Origin of the sequence: Citrobacter sp. Cpa228, assembly GCF_030333085.1 — a bacterium.
Taxonomy (GTDB): domain Bacteria; phylum Pseudomonadota; class Gammaproteobacteria; order Enterobacterales; family Enterobacteriaceae; genus Citrobacter; species Citrobacter pasteurii.
Genome location: NZ_JAOWGQ010000044.1, coordinates 29,502 through 46,656, shown reverse-complemented (window position 1 = coordinate 46,656; position 17,155 = coordinate 29,502). Strand labels below are relative to the sequence as shown.

Annotated in this window: 14 protein-coding genes; 10 read left to right on the top strand and 4 right to left on the bottom strand. The window is 52.7% G+C overall.

Features of this window, described 5'->3' with window-relative positions:
• The first annotated feature begins 67 nt into the window (after positions 1-67).
• Both OGX91_RS11490 and OGX91_RS11485 read left to right on the top strand, forming a co-directional pair.
• A complete protein-coding gene (locus OGX91_RS11490; RefSeq protein WP_286626303.1) occupies positions 68-2,230 on the top strand; it encodes a TonB-dependent siderophore receptor in 2,163 nt (720 codons plus the stop codon).
• 181 nt (positions 2,231-2,411) lie between these two features.
• Complete coding sequence (locus OGX91_RS11485) at positions 2,412-2,921, top strand: hypothetical protein (protein WP_155021629.1); 510 nt, start codon at positions 2,412-2,414, stop codon at positions 2,919-2,921.
• Between the two features lie 99 nt (positions 2,922-3,020).
• On the opposite strand, the gene foxA is transcribed toward OGX91_RS11485, so the two are convergent.
• The 3 genes from foxA to OGX91_RS11470 all read right to left on the bottom strand — a co-directional run bounded on the left by foxA (position 3,021) and on the right by OGX91_RS11470 (position 7,255).
• Positions 3,021-5,129 (bottom strand): ferrioxamine B receptor FoxA, encoded by a 2,109-nt coding sequence (gene foxA / locus OGX91_RS11480; protein ID WP_286626300.1) that lies wholly within the window; start codon positions 5,127-5,129, stop codon positions 3,021-3,023.
• Between the two features lie 121 nt (positions 5,130-5,250).
• Positions 5,251-6,234: an AraC family transcriptional regulator gene (locus OGX91_RS11475; RefSeq protein ID WP_005127915.1), complete on the bottom strand. Its 984-nt coding sequence runs from the start codon at positions 6,232-6,234 to the stop codon at positions 5,251-5,253.
• Positions 6,235-6,349: 115 nt separating this feature from the next.
• The gene (locus tag OGX91_RS11470) at positions 6,350-7,255 is read right to left on the bottom strand and encodes a LysR substrate-binding domain-containing protein (protein WP_149691364.1); all 906 of its coding nucleotides are present in this window, start codon (positions 7,253-7,255) and stop codon (positions 6,350-6,352) included.
• A gap of 109 nt (positions 7,256-7,364) precedes the next feature.
• Between OGX91_RS11470 and OGX91_RS11465 the strand changes: the two genes are divergently transcribed.
• Both OGX91_RS11465 and OGX91_RS11460 read left to right on the top strand, forming a co-directional pair.
• Positions 7,365-7,991 carry a LysE family translocator gene (locus tag OGX91_RS11465; protein ID WP_005127913.1) on the top strand — a complete coding sequence of 209 codons (627 nt, stop codon included), beginning with the start codon at positions 7,365-7,367 and terminating at the stop codon, positions 7,989-7,991.
• A 173-nt stretch (positions 7,992-8,164) separates the two neighbouring features.
• Positions 8,165-8,395 carry a YjhX family toxin gene (locus OGX91_RS11460; RefSeq protein WP_256376056.1) on the top strand — a complete coding sequence of 77 codons (231 nt, stop codon included), beginning with the start codon at positions 8,165-8,167 and terminating at the stop codon, positions 8,393-8,395.
• Here OGX91_RS11460 and OGX91_RS11455 read toward each other — a convergent pair.
• Entirely contained in the window at positions 8,384-8,953 is a 570-nt protein-coding gene (locus tag OGX91_RS11455) for a DJ-1/PfpI family protein (RefSeq protein ID WP_040232839.1), read from the bottom strand. The two genes, OGX91_RS11460 and OGX91_RS11455, sit on opposite strands and share 12 nt — an antisense overlap.
• A 708-nt stretch (positions 8,954-9,661) precedes the next feature.
• Between OGX91_RS11455 and OGX91_RS11450 the strand changes: the two genes are divergently transcribed.
• From OGX91_RS11450 to OGX91_RS11425, 6 genes are all read left to right on the top strand, one after another.
• Positions 9,662-10,198, top strand: a complete 537-nt coding sequence (locus OGX91_RS11450; protein ID WP_149691307.1) for a tetratricopeptide repeat protein — start codon at positions 9,662-9,664, stop codon at positions 10,196-10,198.
• 208 nt (positions 10,199-10,406) lie between these two features.
• Positions 10,407-12,059: an ATP-binding protein gene (locus OGX91_RS11445; RefSeq protein WP_188232278.1), complete on the top strand. Its 1,653-nt coding sequence runs from the start codon at positions 10,407-10,409 to the stop codon at positions 12,057-12,059.
• A complete protein-coding gene (locus tag OGX91_RS11440) occupies positions 12,052-12,747 on the top strand; it encodes a response regulator (RefSeq protein ID WP_005133548.1) in 696 nt (231 codons plus the stop codon). Before OGX91_RS11445 ends, OGX91_RS11440 begins: the two co-directional genes overlap by 8 nt.
• Positions 12,748-13,007: 260 nt before the next feature.
• Entirely contained in the window at positions 13,008-14,096 is a 1,089-nt protein-coding gene (locus OGX91_RS11435; RefSeq protein WP_286626293.1) for an ABC transporter substrate-binding protein, read from the top strand.
• 75 nt (positions 14,097-14,171) lie between these two features.
• The gene (locus tag OGX91_RS11430; RefSeq protein ID WP_005133551.1) at positions 14,172-15,941 is read left to right on the top strand and encodes an ABC transporter permease; all 1,770 of its coding nucleotides are present in this window, start codon (positions 14,172-14,174) and stop codon (positions 15,939-15,941) included.
• Positions 15,934-17,004 carry an ABC transporter ATP-binding protein gene (locus OGX91_RS11425; RefSeq protein ID WP_005133552.1) on the top strand — a complete coding sequence of 357 codons (1,071 nt, stop codon included), beginning with the start codon at positions 15,934-15,936 and terminating at the stop codon, positions 17,002-17,004. Before OGX91_RS11430 ends, OGX91_RS11425 begins: the two co-directional genes overlap by 8 nt.
• Positions 17,005-17,155: the final 151 nt, after the last annotated feature.

The window sequence follows — 17,155 nt, the reverse complement described above, 5'->3', positions numbered from 1 at the left end:
CAATGAATTGAATCAACCTGTTTCCCTGCCCATTTTTGGCAGGGTCTTTTGCGGAATAAATAAAATAATGGCTGAGTTAACGACTTACTTTTCGGGGATGAAAGGGCGGGCATTGTGCTCTGCTCTCTTTCTGGGCATGACAACAACACCTACGGTATTTGCAGCGGAGAAAGAGACGACTCCGCCTAAAGGGGAAGATACCATCACCGTTCGGGCAGATGCGTCGTCTGCCGATCAGGCCGTAACATCGGGTTATCAACCGCTGAGCTCGTCCACCGCGACGCTGACATCCATGCCATTGTTGGATATCCCGCAGGTGGTGAACACTGTCAGCGATAAAGTTCTGGAAGATCAGCATGTCACGACGCTGGACGAAGCGCTGTATAACGTCAGTAACGTCGTGCAAACCAACACATTAGGTGGCACACAGGATGCGTTTGTCCGCCGTGGCTTCGGCGCAAACCGTGACGGCTCGGTGATGACCAATGGTCTGAAAACCGTATTGCCGCGCAGCTTTAACGCCGCCACCTCACGCGTGGAAGTGCTGAAAGGCCCGGCCTCAACCCTGTATGGGATTCTCGATCCCGGCGGCCTGATTAATGTCGTCACCAAACGTCCGGAAACGCAGTTTGGCGGGTCGATTTCAGCAACCTCCAGCAGCTTTGGCGGCGGCACAGGGCAGTTTGACGTGACCGGGCCGATTGAAGGCACGCAGTTAGCCTATCGCCTGATTGGCGAATATCAGCATGAGGATTACTGGCGTAACTTCGGCACCAATCAGAGCAGCTTCATCTCTCCGTCCCTGACCTGGTTTGGCGACAAGGCCACCGTCAACGTGCTCTATTCACATCGCGACTATAAAGCCCCGTTCGATCGCGGCACCATTTTCGATCTCAACACCAAACACGCGGTGAATGTGGATCGCAAAACCCGTTTTGATGAGCCGTTTAATATCACCGATGGCGAATCGGATCTGGCGCAGCTGAATGCCGAATACCGCTTCAACAGTGAATGGACAGCGAAATTCGACTACAGCTTTAGCCAGGATAAATACAGCGACAATCAGGCTCGCGTGATGGCTTATGATTCTGCGACCGGAAATCTGACCCGCCGTGTTGATGCCACTCAAGGCTCCACCCAGCGCATGCACGCCACGCGTGCCGATTTGCAGGGCAACGTCGATATCGCTGGCTTTTATAACGAGATCCTCACCGGTGTCTCTTATGAGAACTACGATCTGCTACGCACCGACATGATCCGCTGCAAGAACGTAAAAGGGTTCAATATTTATAATCCTGTCTACGGTACGTTGGGTAAATGTACTAACGTTTCTGCCGCTGATAGCGATCAGACCATTCAACAAGAAAGCTATTCTGCGTATGTGCAGGACGCACTGTACCTGACCGATAAATGGATTGCCGTCGCCGGGATGCGTTATCAGTACTACACCGAATACGCTGGCAAAGGCCGTCCGTTCAACGTCAACACCGACAGTACCGACCAACAGTGGGTGCCCAAATTCGGTATGGTTTACAAACTGACGCCGTCCGTATCGCTGTTCGGTAACGTGTCGCGATCCTTTATGCCGCAATATTCTATCGCCAGTTATATTGGCGAGCTGCCACCTGAAACCTCAACGGCTTATGAAGTGGGGGCAAAATTTGATATCTTTGACGGTATCACCGCCAATATTGCCCTGTTTGATATTGATAAGCGCAATGTGCTGTACAACGAAATGATCAATGGCGAAACCGTGGCGAAAACGGCGGGTCGCGTGCGTTCACAAGGCGTGGAAGTGGATGTCGCCGGTTCGTTGACCACCAACACCAATATCATCGCCAGCTACGGTTATACCGCCGCGAAAGTGACGGAAGATCCTGATTACAAAGGTAAGCCGCTGCCTAATGTACCGAAGCATACCGGCTCATTATTCCTCACCTACGATATTCAGAATGCCTTTATGGGCAATACCCTGACAATTGGCGGTGGGGGTCATGGGGTGAGTCGCCGTTCCGCAACCAATGGCGCAGACTATTATCTGCCGGGCTATTTTGTCGCCGATGCCTTTGCCGCTTATAAAATGAAGCTGCAGTATCCGGTCACATTGCAGCTCAACGTGAAAAACCTGTTTGATAAGACCTATTACACCTCATCCATTGCCACCAATAATCTGGGTAATCAGATTGGCGACCCGCGAGAGGTACAGTTCACGGTGAAAATGGAATTCTGATCCTCTTCATCCATTAACCCTGCCAATTCTGGCAGGGTTTCCCGCTTATTCCACCATTTTAAGATAATTGCACTTGTGCTGTCGCCGCCCCGTTTATACAACCCTAAAGCTCACCTGTAATGCGATGACGTTTATTTTGTTATAGGCGACTGGGGACCACAATAATGAATGGGATAACATCATGACTAAAACAAAACTGACGCTGCTATTACCTTTATTTTTAGCTGGCTGTTCAATGAGTGACGGGGAATTAAGAAATGCCTATGCTCAGCATTATCAGCAGCCTGCGGCTTACGTTGAAGTCTATAAGCAAAAAATAGCCAGCATGGATATTAATACGCTGGCGCAATATGCCGCCGCAGAAGATAAGAAAAAAATGCGCGGGCAGCCAAGGTTGAAAATTGACGAGTTTATTACCATTGAGAACGTGCAGGCGAAAGGGAATCGGGTGGTCTACGATTACTCGCTGTCCGAGAGCTGGCTGGCGCTGTCCGCAGATAAACAGCGCGAGAAGCAGAGCAATATGAATAAAGATTTGATCTACCGAACCTGTTCGTTGGAAACGGTACGTCTGGCGCAGGCAAAAGGGCTGGAAGAAGAACATAACTATTACCGCCAGTATCCTGACAAGTTAGCCTTCACCCTGAGAACCAGCGCGCAGATTTGTATGCAAAACGGTTTTACTAAATAGCCGCAATCCACTATGCCTGATGCGCTGCGCTTATCAGGCCTACAATTTGCACGCTGCCGTATGCCGGATAAGGTGCCAGCGCCGCATCCGGCTTAAGCATCAGAATTTCCACGACACGCTACCAACAATGCTGCGTTCTGCGCCAAAGTAACAATAAGAAAGCGAGTTGCAGGCCGCTACATAGCGTTTATCGGTCAGATTGTTGACGTTCAATTGCGTGCTCAAACCTTTAATACCAATATTCGTTAAGTCGTAGCCAATCGCCAGATCCACCAGCGTATACGATGGCAGGGTGTGAGTATTCTGGCGATCGCTGGTAATACCGTTGACGTAACGCACACCTGAACCCAGCGTCAGGCCATCCAGCGGGCCGCTTTTTACATCGTAGCTTAACCAGGTACTGGCCTGATTGCGCGGCGCATAAACGGCACGCTTGCCCTGCTCTTCCGGGCTGCTTTTCTTATAGCGAATGTCGGTATAGGTATACGCCGCCTGCAAACGGAAGCTATCCGTCAGTTGGCTAATTGCCTCCAGCTCCACCCCTTCAGATTCAATTTCCCCAATCGAGCGGTATGGATCGGTCGGCTCTTCTTTAGTGGCTATATTCGTCTGATTGATACGGAACACCGACGCGCTGAACTGACTGTTAAGTCCTTCCGGCTCATATTTCAGCCCGGCTTCCCACTGCTTGCCTTTCATTGGATCCAGCAAATTACCGTTCTCATCGGCAAAGCTGGTTGGTGTAAAGGCGGTGGAATAACTCACGTACGGCGCAAAGCCGTTATCAAACAAATAAAGCAGCGCGGCGCGGGTGCTGAAGTTGTTTTTATCCAGATCGCTGCGGGTATCGTTTTGCTTATCAATGTTAGAGACGCTGACCTGATCGTAGCGACCACCGAGCGTAATACGCCAGCGATCCCATGACATCTGATCCTGCAAATAGTAACCCGTCTGGCGCAGCTTGTGCTTTTCACGCGCATACATGTCGATGTAGTCAGGCTTTGCGCCGTACACTGGGTTAAAGGCGTCAATCGGCGGGAACGCCCCGTAGTAGCCGGTGGTATTGTTACTGCGATCCTGATAGTCGATCCCCACCAGCAGACGGTGGTTAACCTGCCAGGTATCAAAGCTGCCGTCGAGCTGGTTATCCAGCGTAATCGCCGACATTTTTTCATCAGAGCCGGAGTAGCCGCGATTAAGCTCGGTTTCATTCAGCCAGCCCGACGCATACACCTGGTTCAACTCCACATCGGTATGCAGGTAGCGCAGCTTTTGCCGCACCGACCAGCCGTTATCAAACAGGTGCTCAATGTTGTAGCCCACCATATTTTCGCGGCGATCGTACTTATCGTAATCATCCTCACCTTCATAAAAGGTGTTGGAGATCTTTTGCCCGTAATGTGGAACCACGGTACCGTCATATGGCAGACCGGAGTGGCTACCGCCTTCGGGGTCACGGTGCAGATAGGCCATCAGATCCAGACGCGTCTGGTCAGTGATGCGCCAGGTGAGGCTCGGCATCAACGCGTAGCGCTCTTCTTTCAACGGGCCGAACTGCGAATCAGCATAGCGCGTCATGCCACTCAGGCGCGCCGCCACGCGGTCGTTATCGTCCAGCGCCCCGGTGACATCAAACGCGGCGCCGCGCTGATTGTTGTTGCCAGCAAACAGCTTCACTTCTCCGCCCGCATCAAACGACGGTTTACGTGATGTCAGCGCCACAATACCGCCCGGAGAGGAACGGCCATACAGTACAGAAGCCGGGCCGCGCACCACTTCGATATCTTCAAGGAACCACGGATCGACCACCAGCGAACTGTGTGAGTTAGTGTCGCCCATCATCTTCAGACCATCGAGATAGACGTTGTCCAGACTACCATCGGAGAAACCGCGCAGCACAATGTAGTCAAAGCGGTTGGAGGCACCAATCTGATTGCTGTACACCCCAGGTGTGTAGCTAACAGCCTGCCGCACGCTGGTTGCGCCCTGCTCTTCAAACTGTTCACGGGTAACGATCGATACCGACTGCGGCGTTTCGATATCCGGTGTGGCAAGCTTGGTCGCCCCACTCTGCATTTGCGAAGTGACAACCACCGTATCGTTTTTTGTTGTTTCCTGCGCCAGCAGAGGAAAAGCTACGCTACCGGTCACCCATCCTACCAGCAGCGCCAACCGAGTCTTTGCGAACATGAACATCTCCCAAGGCACGTCTAATTGTAAATGAGAATTATTGCCATTTTTGTATCAGGAGTCGCTATGCCGAATGCCAGGTTGCGTATGCGCAACGCCAAATTATTAATCTGCCACGCGCATAAAACGGGAAAATGGATTAGCAAAGTTTGAGAACATCACCAGGCGGGAAGCCATAGCGACGACGAAAGGCTGTGGAAAAGTTTGTGGCGTGCTGGTAGCCAGACATCCATGCGGCTTGCTGTACGCTATACCCTTCCAGTAAATAGCCACGCGCGCGTTCCAGGCGGCGGTCGCGCAGGTAGTCAAACACCGAGCAACCATAGGCCATGCGAAATTTACTGCGCAAACTGCTGGGGCTCATTGCTGCGCGCTGCGCCAGCTCGTTAAGCGTGTAGTCATTTTCAGGGGTTTGCTCCAACAGACGACGCACCCTTTCCAGCCGTTGCTGCTCACCACTGGCAGCGAGACATTTACCGCTCTCTACCTGACAAACGCTGAGACCGTGACCAAATAATTGTAGAATCAGTCCTTCCAGCATCAACTGGCGGGAAACATGGCTAAGCGAGCTCTGCTGCGCATATTGTAATCCGCTGAGTAAAAAACCCGGCACCTGCCAAATAAGCGTTGGCGTCTGGCAGTTTTCCCACTCACGCATAAGGGATTCAAGTAATCCTGTGCGCCATGCCCCGTCAGGATACAACCCGAGTGATAGCGTCCGTAGCTTGCAGTCTGCAGGGTGACGGGCGCTCATCGCCTGGCGTTCACTCAGACGCGAACTAAACGCCATGCCGGAACGTACCACATGTTCCTGCCCGTTGAGCGTCAGTATCACGCAACCTTCCAGCACCACCAGCATATACAAGGGGCTACTGTGCCGGGAGGTGGTTTCATACGGTTGCAACACCTGTACATCAGAGTGTGTGACGCACATCCCGCAAGGGAGCATCATCTCCTCTACTTCCCCTTGCAAAACGGCACTGGAACACGGAAGACCCGGTTTTTGTGTCAGCAATGGAAAACGGTAATCGATCCCGTAGCGCTCACCAAAGTCCCTAAACTCACTGACGGAGAAGGTGCGGGTAGAACGTCCGGATGCATTCTGGGCGGTGGTGTTGTTCATGCTGTCTTCTGCACAAGAAATGGAATTTGCAACGTACGATGGGTGGCAACATTACCATTACCCGCACAACACAACAATAATAATGAGAATTGTTATCAATATGGTATTCGGCGGGTTATTCCAGCCAGAGCAGTTCTGCCATGTCAGCCTCAGGTGCAGCTTCTTTTAACCAGCGATACAGCAACTCAATATTTCGAAGCCGGGTTGACGCTTTTGGCCAGACGAGGTAATAGCCTTCTCCTGTCGCGACGGCCTGTTTAAACGGTAACGCCAGCATCCCGGTCTGAATAGCCGTCAGGCTTAATAGCAGATCGGCGACCGCGATCCCATGCCCGCTCATTGCCGCAAGACTCCCCTGTTCCAGGGTATCGAACACTTTGCCACGTGCCAGGTTCAACGCAGGAAATGCCCCGGTACGCTGCAGCCAACGACGCCAGTCGCGGCGATCGGCAGAAGGATGAATCAATTCACAGACGGCGATATCACCTTGCGCCTGAGCCTGCAACGCAGGTGCGCATACCGGGATAAGCCACTCCTGAAACAGCAAACGGCTGTCCGTATCCTCGCCAAAATAACCATTCCCCAACAGGATTGCGCAGTCATACGGTTCGCGGCTGAATGCGACGGAATCGGTGTCCATCCACACGCTGGAGATTTCAATCACCGGCGTTGGATGGGCTTCCCGGAAATGACGTAGCACATCCAGCAGCCAGCGCATGGTCAACGTTGAGGGGGCTTTCAACCGCAGCGCATGACTGCGGCTACGAAAAGCATGGCAGGCGTGTTCTAAACTCTGAAACCCGGCCGTCAGTTGTTGCGCTAACCCCTGTCCTGAAGGCGTTATCTCAATTCGGGGGCCGCTACGAACAAACAGTTCGCAGCCAAACCAGGCTTCCAGTGTGCGGATATGACGGCTTACCGCACCAGGCGTGACGTTCAGTTGAATAGCCGCTTTACTAAATGATCCCAGACGGGCAGCAGCTTCAAAAGCTCTCAGGGCATACAGAGGGGGTAGCGTCATCATCGGCTTCTATGTTGAGTTTTACTCACAGTAGAGCGCAGTTTTATTCGTTTTTCAATGTGACACGCAAGCGGAATACTGATGAAAAATAACGTCAGGATCATCAGATATGAATCTCGCTTTACTGGCTGTATACAGCCTCTCGGTGCTAACACTATTACTAACACCAGGCCCTGTTGTGGCGCTGATTACCGCGACGGCGGCACAGTACGGCTATCGCCAGGCCTTTATGACGCTATGCGGAACTAACGGTGCTTCATTGCTACTACTTGCGCTTGCTGCGCTGATGCTGGCGGGAGTGGTATCACTCTCTCCACTGCTGCTGTGTGTGCTGGGTCTCGCCGGATCGCTGTATATCGGCTATAGCGCGTTTTGCAGCCTGTGGGCAAGAAATCAAGCCGCCAGCGAAGACTCTCGCCAGCCGTCTCATGGGGGATTTATCAACGGTTTTCTGATTGGCGTGTCAAACCCGAAAGATATTCTGTTCTTCGTTTCATTCTTTCCACAGTTCATCACCATTACACATAATTTCGCCACCAGCATGCTGATACTCACGCTGGTATGGATCATTTTTGACGTTGCCGTTCTGTCGTTTTATATCGTGATTTTCAAACGCTGGATGCCCATGCGGTTTGTCAGATACAGCGTTTTTATCTCATCCCTGTTCCTACTGGCGGTAGCGGTGTTTGGCACTATCTATAATGTGGCCGCACTGCGGTTACAGATCACAAATTAGCGTCATAAGGGCTCCCTTCGAGGGACTGCCGGTTATCATTCACCATGTAAATACCTTTCAACTCAATCCGAGGCTTTGATGCTGGAGAATGTCATCATCAGATAATCAGTTTGCCGACCTTATCAGGCCGGACTGGTTATCAATGCGCTGAAATCGAATGCGGACACCGCAGTGTGTTTGCACGTTTTGCACATGATGATCACGTCCACGACAGCGCTGGCCGCGTCACATCCGTTGAATGTTATAGCCGTGAAGGATTGCTGCTCTGCGACTGCACGCTTGAGGTGTTTAAAAAGCTCAGAACCAAAAAGTTGATCAAATCCGTTGCAACGATAATTTTTTGCAGTCGGTATAGCCGGATGGGTTATACCGACCTGCAAAGCCAGTACCCGTTACTTCATTAATACTTCAACAAATTTAGCCAACCAGGCAGGATGAGCAGGCCATGCCGGCGCGGTAATCAGATTGCCGTCGACGTGCGCCTGATCAATCCCGATATCGGCATAATGCCCACCGCTTAACCGAACTTCTGGCGCACACGCTGGATACGCGCTGCAGGTCCGGTTTTCTAACACTCCGGCTGCCGCCAGCAGTTGCGGGCCATGACACACAGCGGCGATAGGTTTACCCGCAGAGTTAAAGTCTTGTACCAGTTGAATGACATCCGGATTCAGACGTAAATACTCCGGCGCCCGCCCACCAGGGATCAACAAGGCGTCATAATCCGCCTCGCGCGCATCAGAGAAATTCGCATTCAAGGTGAAGCGATGCCCTGGTTTCTCACTGTAGGTCTGCGCCCCATCAAAATCGTGAATGGCGGTCTGAACATAGTCACCTTGTTGTTTATCCGGACAGACGGCATCAACCCGATGACCGAGCATTTGCAGAGCCTGGAAAGGCACCATCGTTTCATAATCTTCGACATAATCCCCGACCAGCATCAGAATCTTCTTCATGCACATCCTCCACTCACGGTTATTAATAATGAGAAATAACGGCCATCTTTACTATAGTTCACACGACTCGGGACATTAATAAATACCGCAGAACAATCGGCTGGATCACAGTCTACACAGAGACCCGTCAGAAGGGTCTTTTATGAGTTAGATAACGCAAAGTGCATTTGATAAATATAAATTATCTATAAATATATTGTTGCGAAATTCTAATACCGGCAAGCTTTACCTGTCATATTTAATATCGCTAATTGCAACATATAATCTCTGTGTTACATTTCACCTGGAATTCAGGTGGCTTTTTTTATTTATTATTGAATAAATAAAAAAAGCCATATTATTTATCTTCTATACCCTAAATAATTCGAGTTACAGGAAGGCGGCGATGCAACGAATCCCCAGGAGCGTACACCAGTACGTGACTGGGGTGAGTGAGCGCAGCCAACGCAGGGGCTGCCTGAAGATACACCTCTTACTGCCACCTGGATGGCATTTAGTGCCAGTGCGGGGATCAGAGAAGCTCCCCCATTTCCCGTGGTACGGAAAATTTGGCGCGCCGCAACAGCCTCGTTAGCGGCTCCTCCTTCTTTGCTAATAAAGCGGTGTATTAAAAATAAACGGCAGGTCAATTTATAGGCATCGATAATGAATAAAGCATGGTCTGCGCGGTTTACAGCATGCAAGAACCTTCACTCATACCGAGAGGACAGGACCATGAAGATGCACGCCAGGACGAAAATACTGCCGTTGATTTGCCTGATCTCAGGCGGGCTGCTCTACTCCGCTGCAGCCAGCGCCATGGGAAATGACGATACCACCACACCAACATGCCCGAAGGGTCAGGTTTACGACAACAAAACCCAAAAATGTTTGCCAGAAAAAAGCAGCATGATCGACGATCAGGATAAAACGCAGTATGCGTATCACCTGGCGAAAACCGGCCATTATCAGGATGCCATCAATTTACTCGATACCTTACAGCAGCCCAATACGCGTGAAGCCTGGAACTATCGAGGCTACGCGACACGCAAGCTAGGGCGTACGGATGAAGGGATAAGTTACTACCAACGATCGATTGCCCTTGATCCGCACTATGCGAAAGTGCGCGAATATCTTGGGGAAGCATGGATGGTTAAAGGCCGCCCCGACCTGGCGAAAGCGGAGCTGGCAACCATTAAGAATATCTGCGGCACCCAATGCGAAGAGTATCGCGATCTGAAGGCCGCGATCGACGGACACCCAGAGTCATAGACCGGAAGCGCCAAAAAAATCACCGTCAACGATGCGCATTTTCAATGGATACAGTCGTTGGATCGCATCGTCGACATACCGTTTATTGCCTCAGAAATTTGCGGAGAATGTAGGCAGTTCACAACTCTGTCGTCCCTCGATTACGGTTCGTATTTTCGCATGATAGGCTTTTCAGATGACCCTTTCTGCTCTGGCCGCTGCGGACTACATGAAACTCAGATTGTCCTTTCAGGTAAAGCTGTTCCTCTCACTGGTGGCTTTTTCCTGCCTTCTGCTGGCGCTGCTTGGCGTATTGCTGTTTCACTTTATCGACCGTCAGTTGCACCACGATTTGGGCCAACGCGCGCGCGTACAGGCCAGCGAAATTGCCCTGATTCCCGGTCTGGCAGAAAAAGTACAGCAGCGGGATATTCCCGGTATCGCACAACTGATTCAGCCGCTGCGCGCCGAAAGCGACGCCAGCTATATTGTGATTGGTGATGCGCGTGAACAGCATCTTTACCACTCAGAATCCCCGGAGCGCCTTAACCTGCCGATGATCGGCGGCGACAATGCTGATGTACTGAAGGGCAAAACCATTATCACAGTGCGTAAGGGCGGGATCGGTGTCTCGTTACGCAGTAAGGCACCTATTTTCGATAGCCATCATCAGGTAATCGGCATTGTCTCCGTCGGTTACCTCACCTCCTACATCGCCAATATCAACGCCCGACTGCTGTGGCGCACCGGAATGTACGGCTTTGCCCTGCTGCTGCTGCTGTTTATTTTTTCCTGGTTACTGACCCGCACGCTGAAAAAACAGATGTTCGGCCTGGAACCCAAAGATATCGCCCAGTTGGTGCTACAGCAAAAGGCGTTACTGGAGGCCATGTACGAAGGTGTGTTTGCGGTGAATGCCGATAAGCGGCTAATACTCATCAACCGCGCCGCCAGGGAGATGCTCAATATTCGCCAGAGTGAACAAGCGCTGCTCGGCAAGCCGCTGGATGAGGTGATTCAACTGCCACCGTCGTTTTTCGCGCCAGGCAATACCGCTTATGACAGCCGCCATCACGATCATATTACCGTCCTGAATCAACGGGAAACCATCGTCAACCGCGTGGCTATTGAAGTCGAGCCGGGCACCCAAAGCGGTTGGGTATTCAGCTTCCGCGATAAGAACGATATCAATACGCTCAGCAGCCAACTCAGCCAGGTGACCCGCTATGCCGATAACCTGCGCATCATGCGCCACGAGCAGCTCAACTGGACGGCGACGCTCGTCGGTCTGCTGCAAATGCAGCGCTATGACGATGCGCTGCGTTATATCCAGGTACAGTCAGAGGGGGCCCAGCAGGTGCTGGATTTCCTCTCCAGGCAGTTTGTCTCTCCGGCGCTGTGCGGCCTGCTGCTGGGGAAATATGTCGGTGCCCGCGAGAAAGGCGTTGAGCTGGTTTTCGATCCCGCCTGCCAGCTCTCGCGCCTGCCGGAAGGACTGAGCGAAACGGAGCTGATGTCAGTCATTGGTAATCTGGTGGACAACGCTGTCGATGCCACGCTGAAAACGCCAGCACGTACCGCGCCGGTGGAAGTGTATATATCGGATCGCAACCACGAACTGGTGATTGAAGTGGCTGACCGGGGCTGTGGCGTTGATGAGGCCATGAAGCCGCATATTTTTGAGCAAGGCTTTACCAGTAAACCCACTGACAGCAGTGAACTCACCGGTTCAGAACATGGTATTGGCCTGTACCTGGTCGTGGGCTACGTTCGTCGGGCAGGTGGCAGCATCGAAATAAGCAATAACATCCCACAGGGTACCGTATTTTCGGTTTTCATCCCGTTCCAGATTTCTCTTTCAACAGGATCTTCCCATGACTGATATCCGCCCTCTTGAGGTTGTTATTGTTGAAGATGAGCCGCATCTCGCACAGTTGCATCGGGAGTTTATTGAGCAAAACTTCCATCTGCGCATCGTGGGAATCGCGGGATCGCTGGAACAGGCCCGCGAACTGCTCCTCCTCCATCAGCCACGTCTGCTGCTGCTGGACAACTATTTGCCGGACGGTCAGGGCGTTGAGCTTATTGATAGCCCACTGCTCAAACAGTTTGAATGCTCGGTGATATTCATCACCGCCGCCAGCGATATGCAAACCTGCAGCCATGCTATGCGCAGCGGCGCGTTTGACTACCTGCTAAAACCCGTATTTTCCCACCGTCTGCGGGCCTCGCTGGAGCGCTTTATGTTGCTGGTACACACTCTGCGGCAGGTGAAGGTTGTTGACCAACATGCACTGGATAAACTGTTCAATTTACCCGCGGGTGAGGCATCAACCCAGCCATCAACAAAGGGCATTGAACCTGCAACGCTTGAGCGGGTGAAGCGTATTTTCAGCGAACATCCTGACACCAGTTGGTCAGTCGAACAGGTGGTGGAAGACGCAGGGATCAGTAAAACTACGGGTCGCCGCTATCTGGAGTATTGCGTGGAGATTGGGTTTGTTGTGATTGAGATTCAGTATGGGAATATTGGGCATCCAAGGCGGTTGTACCGGAAGGGGGCTGATTGACAACTCCGTAGGCCGGATAAGCGAAGCGCCATCCGGCTGCGTTCCGTATAGTGCCGGATGGCGCTTCGCTTATCCGGCCTACAGCGGTGAGCATTCCGTTCTCTCAAATCCCTGCGCTCACGGTTTCTATGGTGTTAATTACCGAAACAACGCCAGCAATCACATTTCCACCAGCCGGCTCTCTTCCCCCTCTTGTCTCTCCCCTCTCATCCGCTATGTTGACTTTCAGTTCCCAAAGTGTAACTAGAAGGTTAATAATAATGACAAACACATTCCGCATCTCTCTGATCCCTGCTGCTGTTTTCATGTCGTTTTCTGCCCTGTCCGCGCTACCGCAGGGGTATCCGGCTGACTACCAAAAGGTGGTTGATGCCGCCACCAAAGAAGGCAAAGTCGTGGTTTACTCCACAACGGATACCAAAGCGGCGGGGCCGCTGATTCAGGGCTTTGAAGCCACCTATCCGGGCATCAAAGTTGAATATAACGATATGAACAGCACCGAGCTGTATAACCGTTATATCAGCGAACAGGCTGCTGGCGGCGGCAGCGGTGACGTCATCTGGAGCTCCTCTATGGATACTGCGATGAAGCTCGCGACCGACTATGCCATGGAGTATGTTTCAGCAGAGCAGAACCAGCTACCGAAATGGGCTGTCTGGCACAACAAAGCGTACGGCACCACCTACGAGCCGGTGGTGTTTATTTACAACAAGCGCCTCATCCCGGCGAACGAGGTTCCGGATTCTCACGCCGCGCTGGCAAAGCTGATTGCAGGCCAGGTGGATAAATTCAAAAGCAAAGTCACCACCTACGATATCGAAAAATCCGGGGTTGGCTTCATGCTATCGGTGCTGGATTACAAGGCCGATCCGAACTACTTCAAAACATTGGCCGACGTGGCGAAAGGCGGGTTAGCCGTGCAATCGTCCACCGGTACGATGATGGAGAGGGTTTCATCGGGTGAAAACCTGATTGGTTATAATATCCTCGGCTCTTACGCCGAAGCGCGTGCCAAAAACGACCCGTCACTGGGTATTTCCTATCCGAAGGACTACACCCTGGTGCTGTCACGAGTTTCTTTCATCAGCCAGCAGGCAGAACATAGCAATGCTGCCAAATTGTGGCTGGACTATGTGCTGTCTGAAAAAGGGCAAAACATCCTCGCCAACCAGGCCGATATTCCCTCTATCCGTAACGATATCGAAGGTAAAAATGACATCGACGGTATGACCAAAATGCTGGGTAGCGCGCTGAAGCCGATCCCGGTTGATGAGTCATTACTTGAATACCTGCAACCGAAGAAACGTCTGGACTACATCAAACAATGGCGTGAAGCCGCGGCCAAATAAGAGCCAGAACCAGGTGCACGGTTCACTGGTGCGCCTGGTGCTCGTTTCCTGAATTCGTGTTACCGGATCTCGCTTATGAATGCATTACGCAGAAAGTGGCAAAGCTTGCCGCGCGGCATCGTCGTGCTGTTAACCGCGCTGGTTATCTACACGCCATTGTCGTTCATCGTGATACAAAGCTTTCTGTCCGCGCCGTTTTTCTCGCCGGCAAAGGACTGGAGCCTTGAATCCTTTGGCTTTATTTTTACCGACCCTGACTTCTATAAAGCGCTGAAAAGCGGCTTTATCCTCGCATTCGGTCTGGTCATTATCGCCATTCCTCTGGGCGGCATACTGGCCTTCCTGATGGTACGTACCGACCTACCGGGTAGACGTCTGATTGAGCCGCTGATCCTTGTGCCTATTTTTGTTTCACCGATGGTGCTGGGTTTTGGCTATGTGGTGGCCGCAGGCCCGGTGGGCTTCCTGTCGCTGTGGGCGCAGTCGCTGATTGGCTTCGTGCCGTGGAATATCTACGACATGTCGAGCATCGTGGTCATTGCAGGCCTGACACACGTACCGCACGCTTATCTGTATATCTCATCAGCGCTGCGCAGCGTGAGCTCAGACGTGGAGGAAGCCGCGCGTATCTCCGGCGCTTCCCCGCTGCAGGTGATGACCTCGGTCAGCCTGCCGATGGTTCGCCCGTCTATTCTGTACGCCGTGGTGCTGCTGTTTTTCCTCGGTCTGGAAGTCTTTGGTCTAATGCTGGTGCTGGGCGATCCGGAAGGCAACATGGTGCTGGCGACCTACCTGTACCAGCTGACCAATAAACTGGGTACGCCGTCGTATCACCTGATGGCGGCGGTCGCGGTGGTGCTGATTTGCCTGACCATCCCACTGGTCATGCTACAACGTCGCCTGATGCGTACCGCTAACCGCTTCGTCACCATGAAGGGTAAAGCCTCACAGGCCCGCGCGTTACCGCTGGGTAAATGGCGCTGGATAGCGGGGGCTGTGGTTGCGTTTTGGCTGACCATTACCATTGGCGTACCGTTGATGGGTGTGGTGCTGCGTGCGTTTATCTCCAACTGGGGTGTGGGTGTGTCGCTGTGGGATGAGCTGTCGCTTAGCACCTTCCGTACCATCTGGGAACAGCCGAACCTGCTGCGGGCCATCGTTAACTCCATGGCGATTGGCGTGATTGGCGGCGCGCTGGCGGTAGGTTGCTATCTGTTTATCGGCATCGCGATGCATCGCAAGCCGGATAATACCACGCGTTTTCTCGACTACAGCGTGCTGGTTCCCCGCGCAGTGCCGGGCCTGCTCGCGGGTCTGGCGTTTCTGTGGGTGTTCCTGTTCTTGCCGATGTGGCTCGATAACGCGCTGAAATCCGGCTGGCTATCCGGCATGCCGTGGTCGCAGTGGTTGCGAGACACGCTGATTGTCTGGCTGCGCTCGCTGCGTAGCACCATTTTCAGCGTCTGGCTGGCGTATACGGTGGTATGGATGGCCTACGGCCTGCGCCTCATCTCCTCAACGTTGCTGCAAGTGGGGCCAGAGCTGGAGGAAGCGGCACGCAGCACCGGTGCGACGCGTGGGCAGATTACCCGCCACGTTACCATTCCGCTTTCGCGTTATGGGCTGATTGGCTCATGGCTGCTGATGTTCCTGATCTTTGAGCGTGAGTATTCAACGGGCGTCTATCTGCTGTCGCCGGGCACGGAAACCATCGGTTCGATGCTGGTATCTCTGTGGGCGGCAGGTGCTATCGACATCGTCGCCGCACTCTCGTTTATCAATATTTTGTTGGTGGTGGTGGGCCTGGGTATTGCCCTACGTTTTGGAGTGAAATTACATGATTGAATTATCGGTCGAGAACCTGCACTTAACCTACGGTGATAACCCGGTGCTAAAGGGCGTGACCATGGACCTCAAACGGGGCGAAGTGGTTTCGTTACTGGGACCGTCCGGTAGCGGTAAAACCACCCTCCTGCGCGCGGTGGCCGGGCTGGAAAAACCGACACAAGGGTCAATTACCATCGGCAACAACAAGGTCTACGACGGCACCCCGCGCAGCGAAATCCCAGCCGAAGAGCGTAATCTGGGGCTGGTGTTCCAGTCCTATGCCTTGTGGCCGCATAAAACCGTATTTGAGAATGTGGCTTACCCGCTGAAGTTGCGCAAAGTCTCCACCGCAGAGATCAACCAACGGGTACAGGGTGTGTTGGATCAACTGGGCCTGGGACATCTGGGTAAGCGCCATCCGCATCAACTTTCTGGCGGCCAGCAACAGCGTGTAGCGATTGGCCGGGCGCTGGTTTATAACCCACCCGTGATCCTGCTCGATGAGCCATTATCCAACCTTGATGCAAAACTGCGGGAAGAAGCGCGCGTATTCCTGCGTGAGCTGATTATTAATCTCGGGTTGTCCGCGCTGATGGTGACGCATGACCAGGGAGAAGCGATGTCGATTTCTGACCGCATTTTGTTGCTCAACAACGGCAAAATTGAACAGCAGGGTACACCGCAAGAGATGTATGGTTCCCCAAAAACGCTGTTCACCGCTGAGTTTATGGGCAGCAACAACCGTCTGCATGGCAAAGTCACTGACGTGCGCGACGGCAAAGCACGTATTGAAGGACGCGACTGGGTTCTGTGGGGTCAGGCGGGCGACGGCGTTCAGGTTGGCTATGAGGGCACCGCGGTGATCCGCGTTGAACGAGTGGTGCTGGCCGACGGGCCAGGCGAAAACCAGTTGGCTCTCCCGTTGCTCACCAGCATGTATCTCGGTGATCGCTGGGAGTACCTGTTCCGCACCGTGGCTGATGATTTTGTCATCCGCGCCTATGGCAACGAAGTTCGCGATCCTCAGCACTGCCACCTGGCGTTACCCGAAAAACATGTTTGGGTGTTCCCAAAATCCTGATGCCAGAAGGGAGCGGCTGTCGCTGCTCCTTTTTCTGGAAGGAGGATAGCGGTAATACAGAAGATATATTTGAGTACAATGGGATGATGATGCTGCTCATCGTGCTGATGACATCAAACGATCTGAGCCTGGTACAGGAAATGGGAAAAAT

What these genes read in the sequence shown, in the direction of transcription:
- OGX91_RS11465 (WP_005127913.1), top strand. Translation starts at nt 7,365, where the DNA reads ATGAATCTCGCTTTACTGGCTGTATACAGCCTCTCGGTGCTAACACTA.
- OGX91_RS11475 (WP_005127915.1), bottom strand. Translation starts at nt 6,234, where the DNA reads ATGAACAACACCACCGCCCAGAATGCATCCGGACGTTCTACCCGCACC.
- OGX91_RS11450 (WP_149691307.1), top strand. Translation starts at nt 9,662, where the DNA reads ATGAAGATGCACGCCAGGACGAAAATACTGCCGTTGATTTGCCTGATC.
- OGX91_RS11485 (WP_155021629.1), top strand. Translation starts at nt 2,412, where the DNA reads ATGACTAAAACAAAACTGACGCTGCTATTACCTTTATTTTTAGCTGGC.
- OGX91_RS11435 (WP_286626293.1), top strand. Translation starts at nt 13,008, where the DNA reads ATGACAAACACATTCCGCATCTCTCTGATCCCTGCTGCTGTTTTCATG.
- OGX91_RS11490 (WP_286626303.1), top strand. Translation starts at nt 68, where the DNA reads ATGGCTGAGTTAACGACTTACTTTTCGGGGATGAAAGGGCGGGCATTG.
- OGX91_RS11425 (WP_005133552.1), top strand. Translation starts at nt 15,934, where the DNA reads ATGATTGAATTATCGGTCGAGAACCTGCACTTAACCTACGGTGATAAC.
- OGX91_RS11470 (WP_149691364.1), bottom strand. Translation starts at nt 7,255, where the DNA reads ATGACGCTACCCCCTCTGTATGCCCTGAGAGCTTTTGAAGCTGCTGCC.
- OGX91_RS11445 (WP_188232278.1), top strand. Translation starts at nt 10,407, where the DNA reads ATGAAACTCAGATTGTCCTTTCAGGTAAAGCTGTTCCTCTCACTGGTG.
- OGX91_RS11440 (WP_005133548.1), top strand. Translation starts at nt 12,052, where the DNA reads ATGACTGATATCCGCCCTCTTGAGGTTGTTATTGTTGAAGATGAGCCG.
- OGX91_RS11455 (WP_040232839.1), bottom strand. Translation starts at nt 8,953, where the DNA reads ATGTGCATGAAGAAGATTCTGATGCTGGTCGGGGATTATGTCGAAGAT.
- OGX91_RS11430 (WP_005133551.1), top strand. Translation starts at nt 14,172, where the DNA reads ATGAATGCATTACGCAGAAAGTGGCAAAGCTTGCCGCGCGGCATCGTC.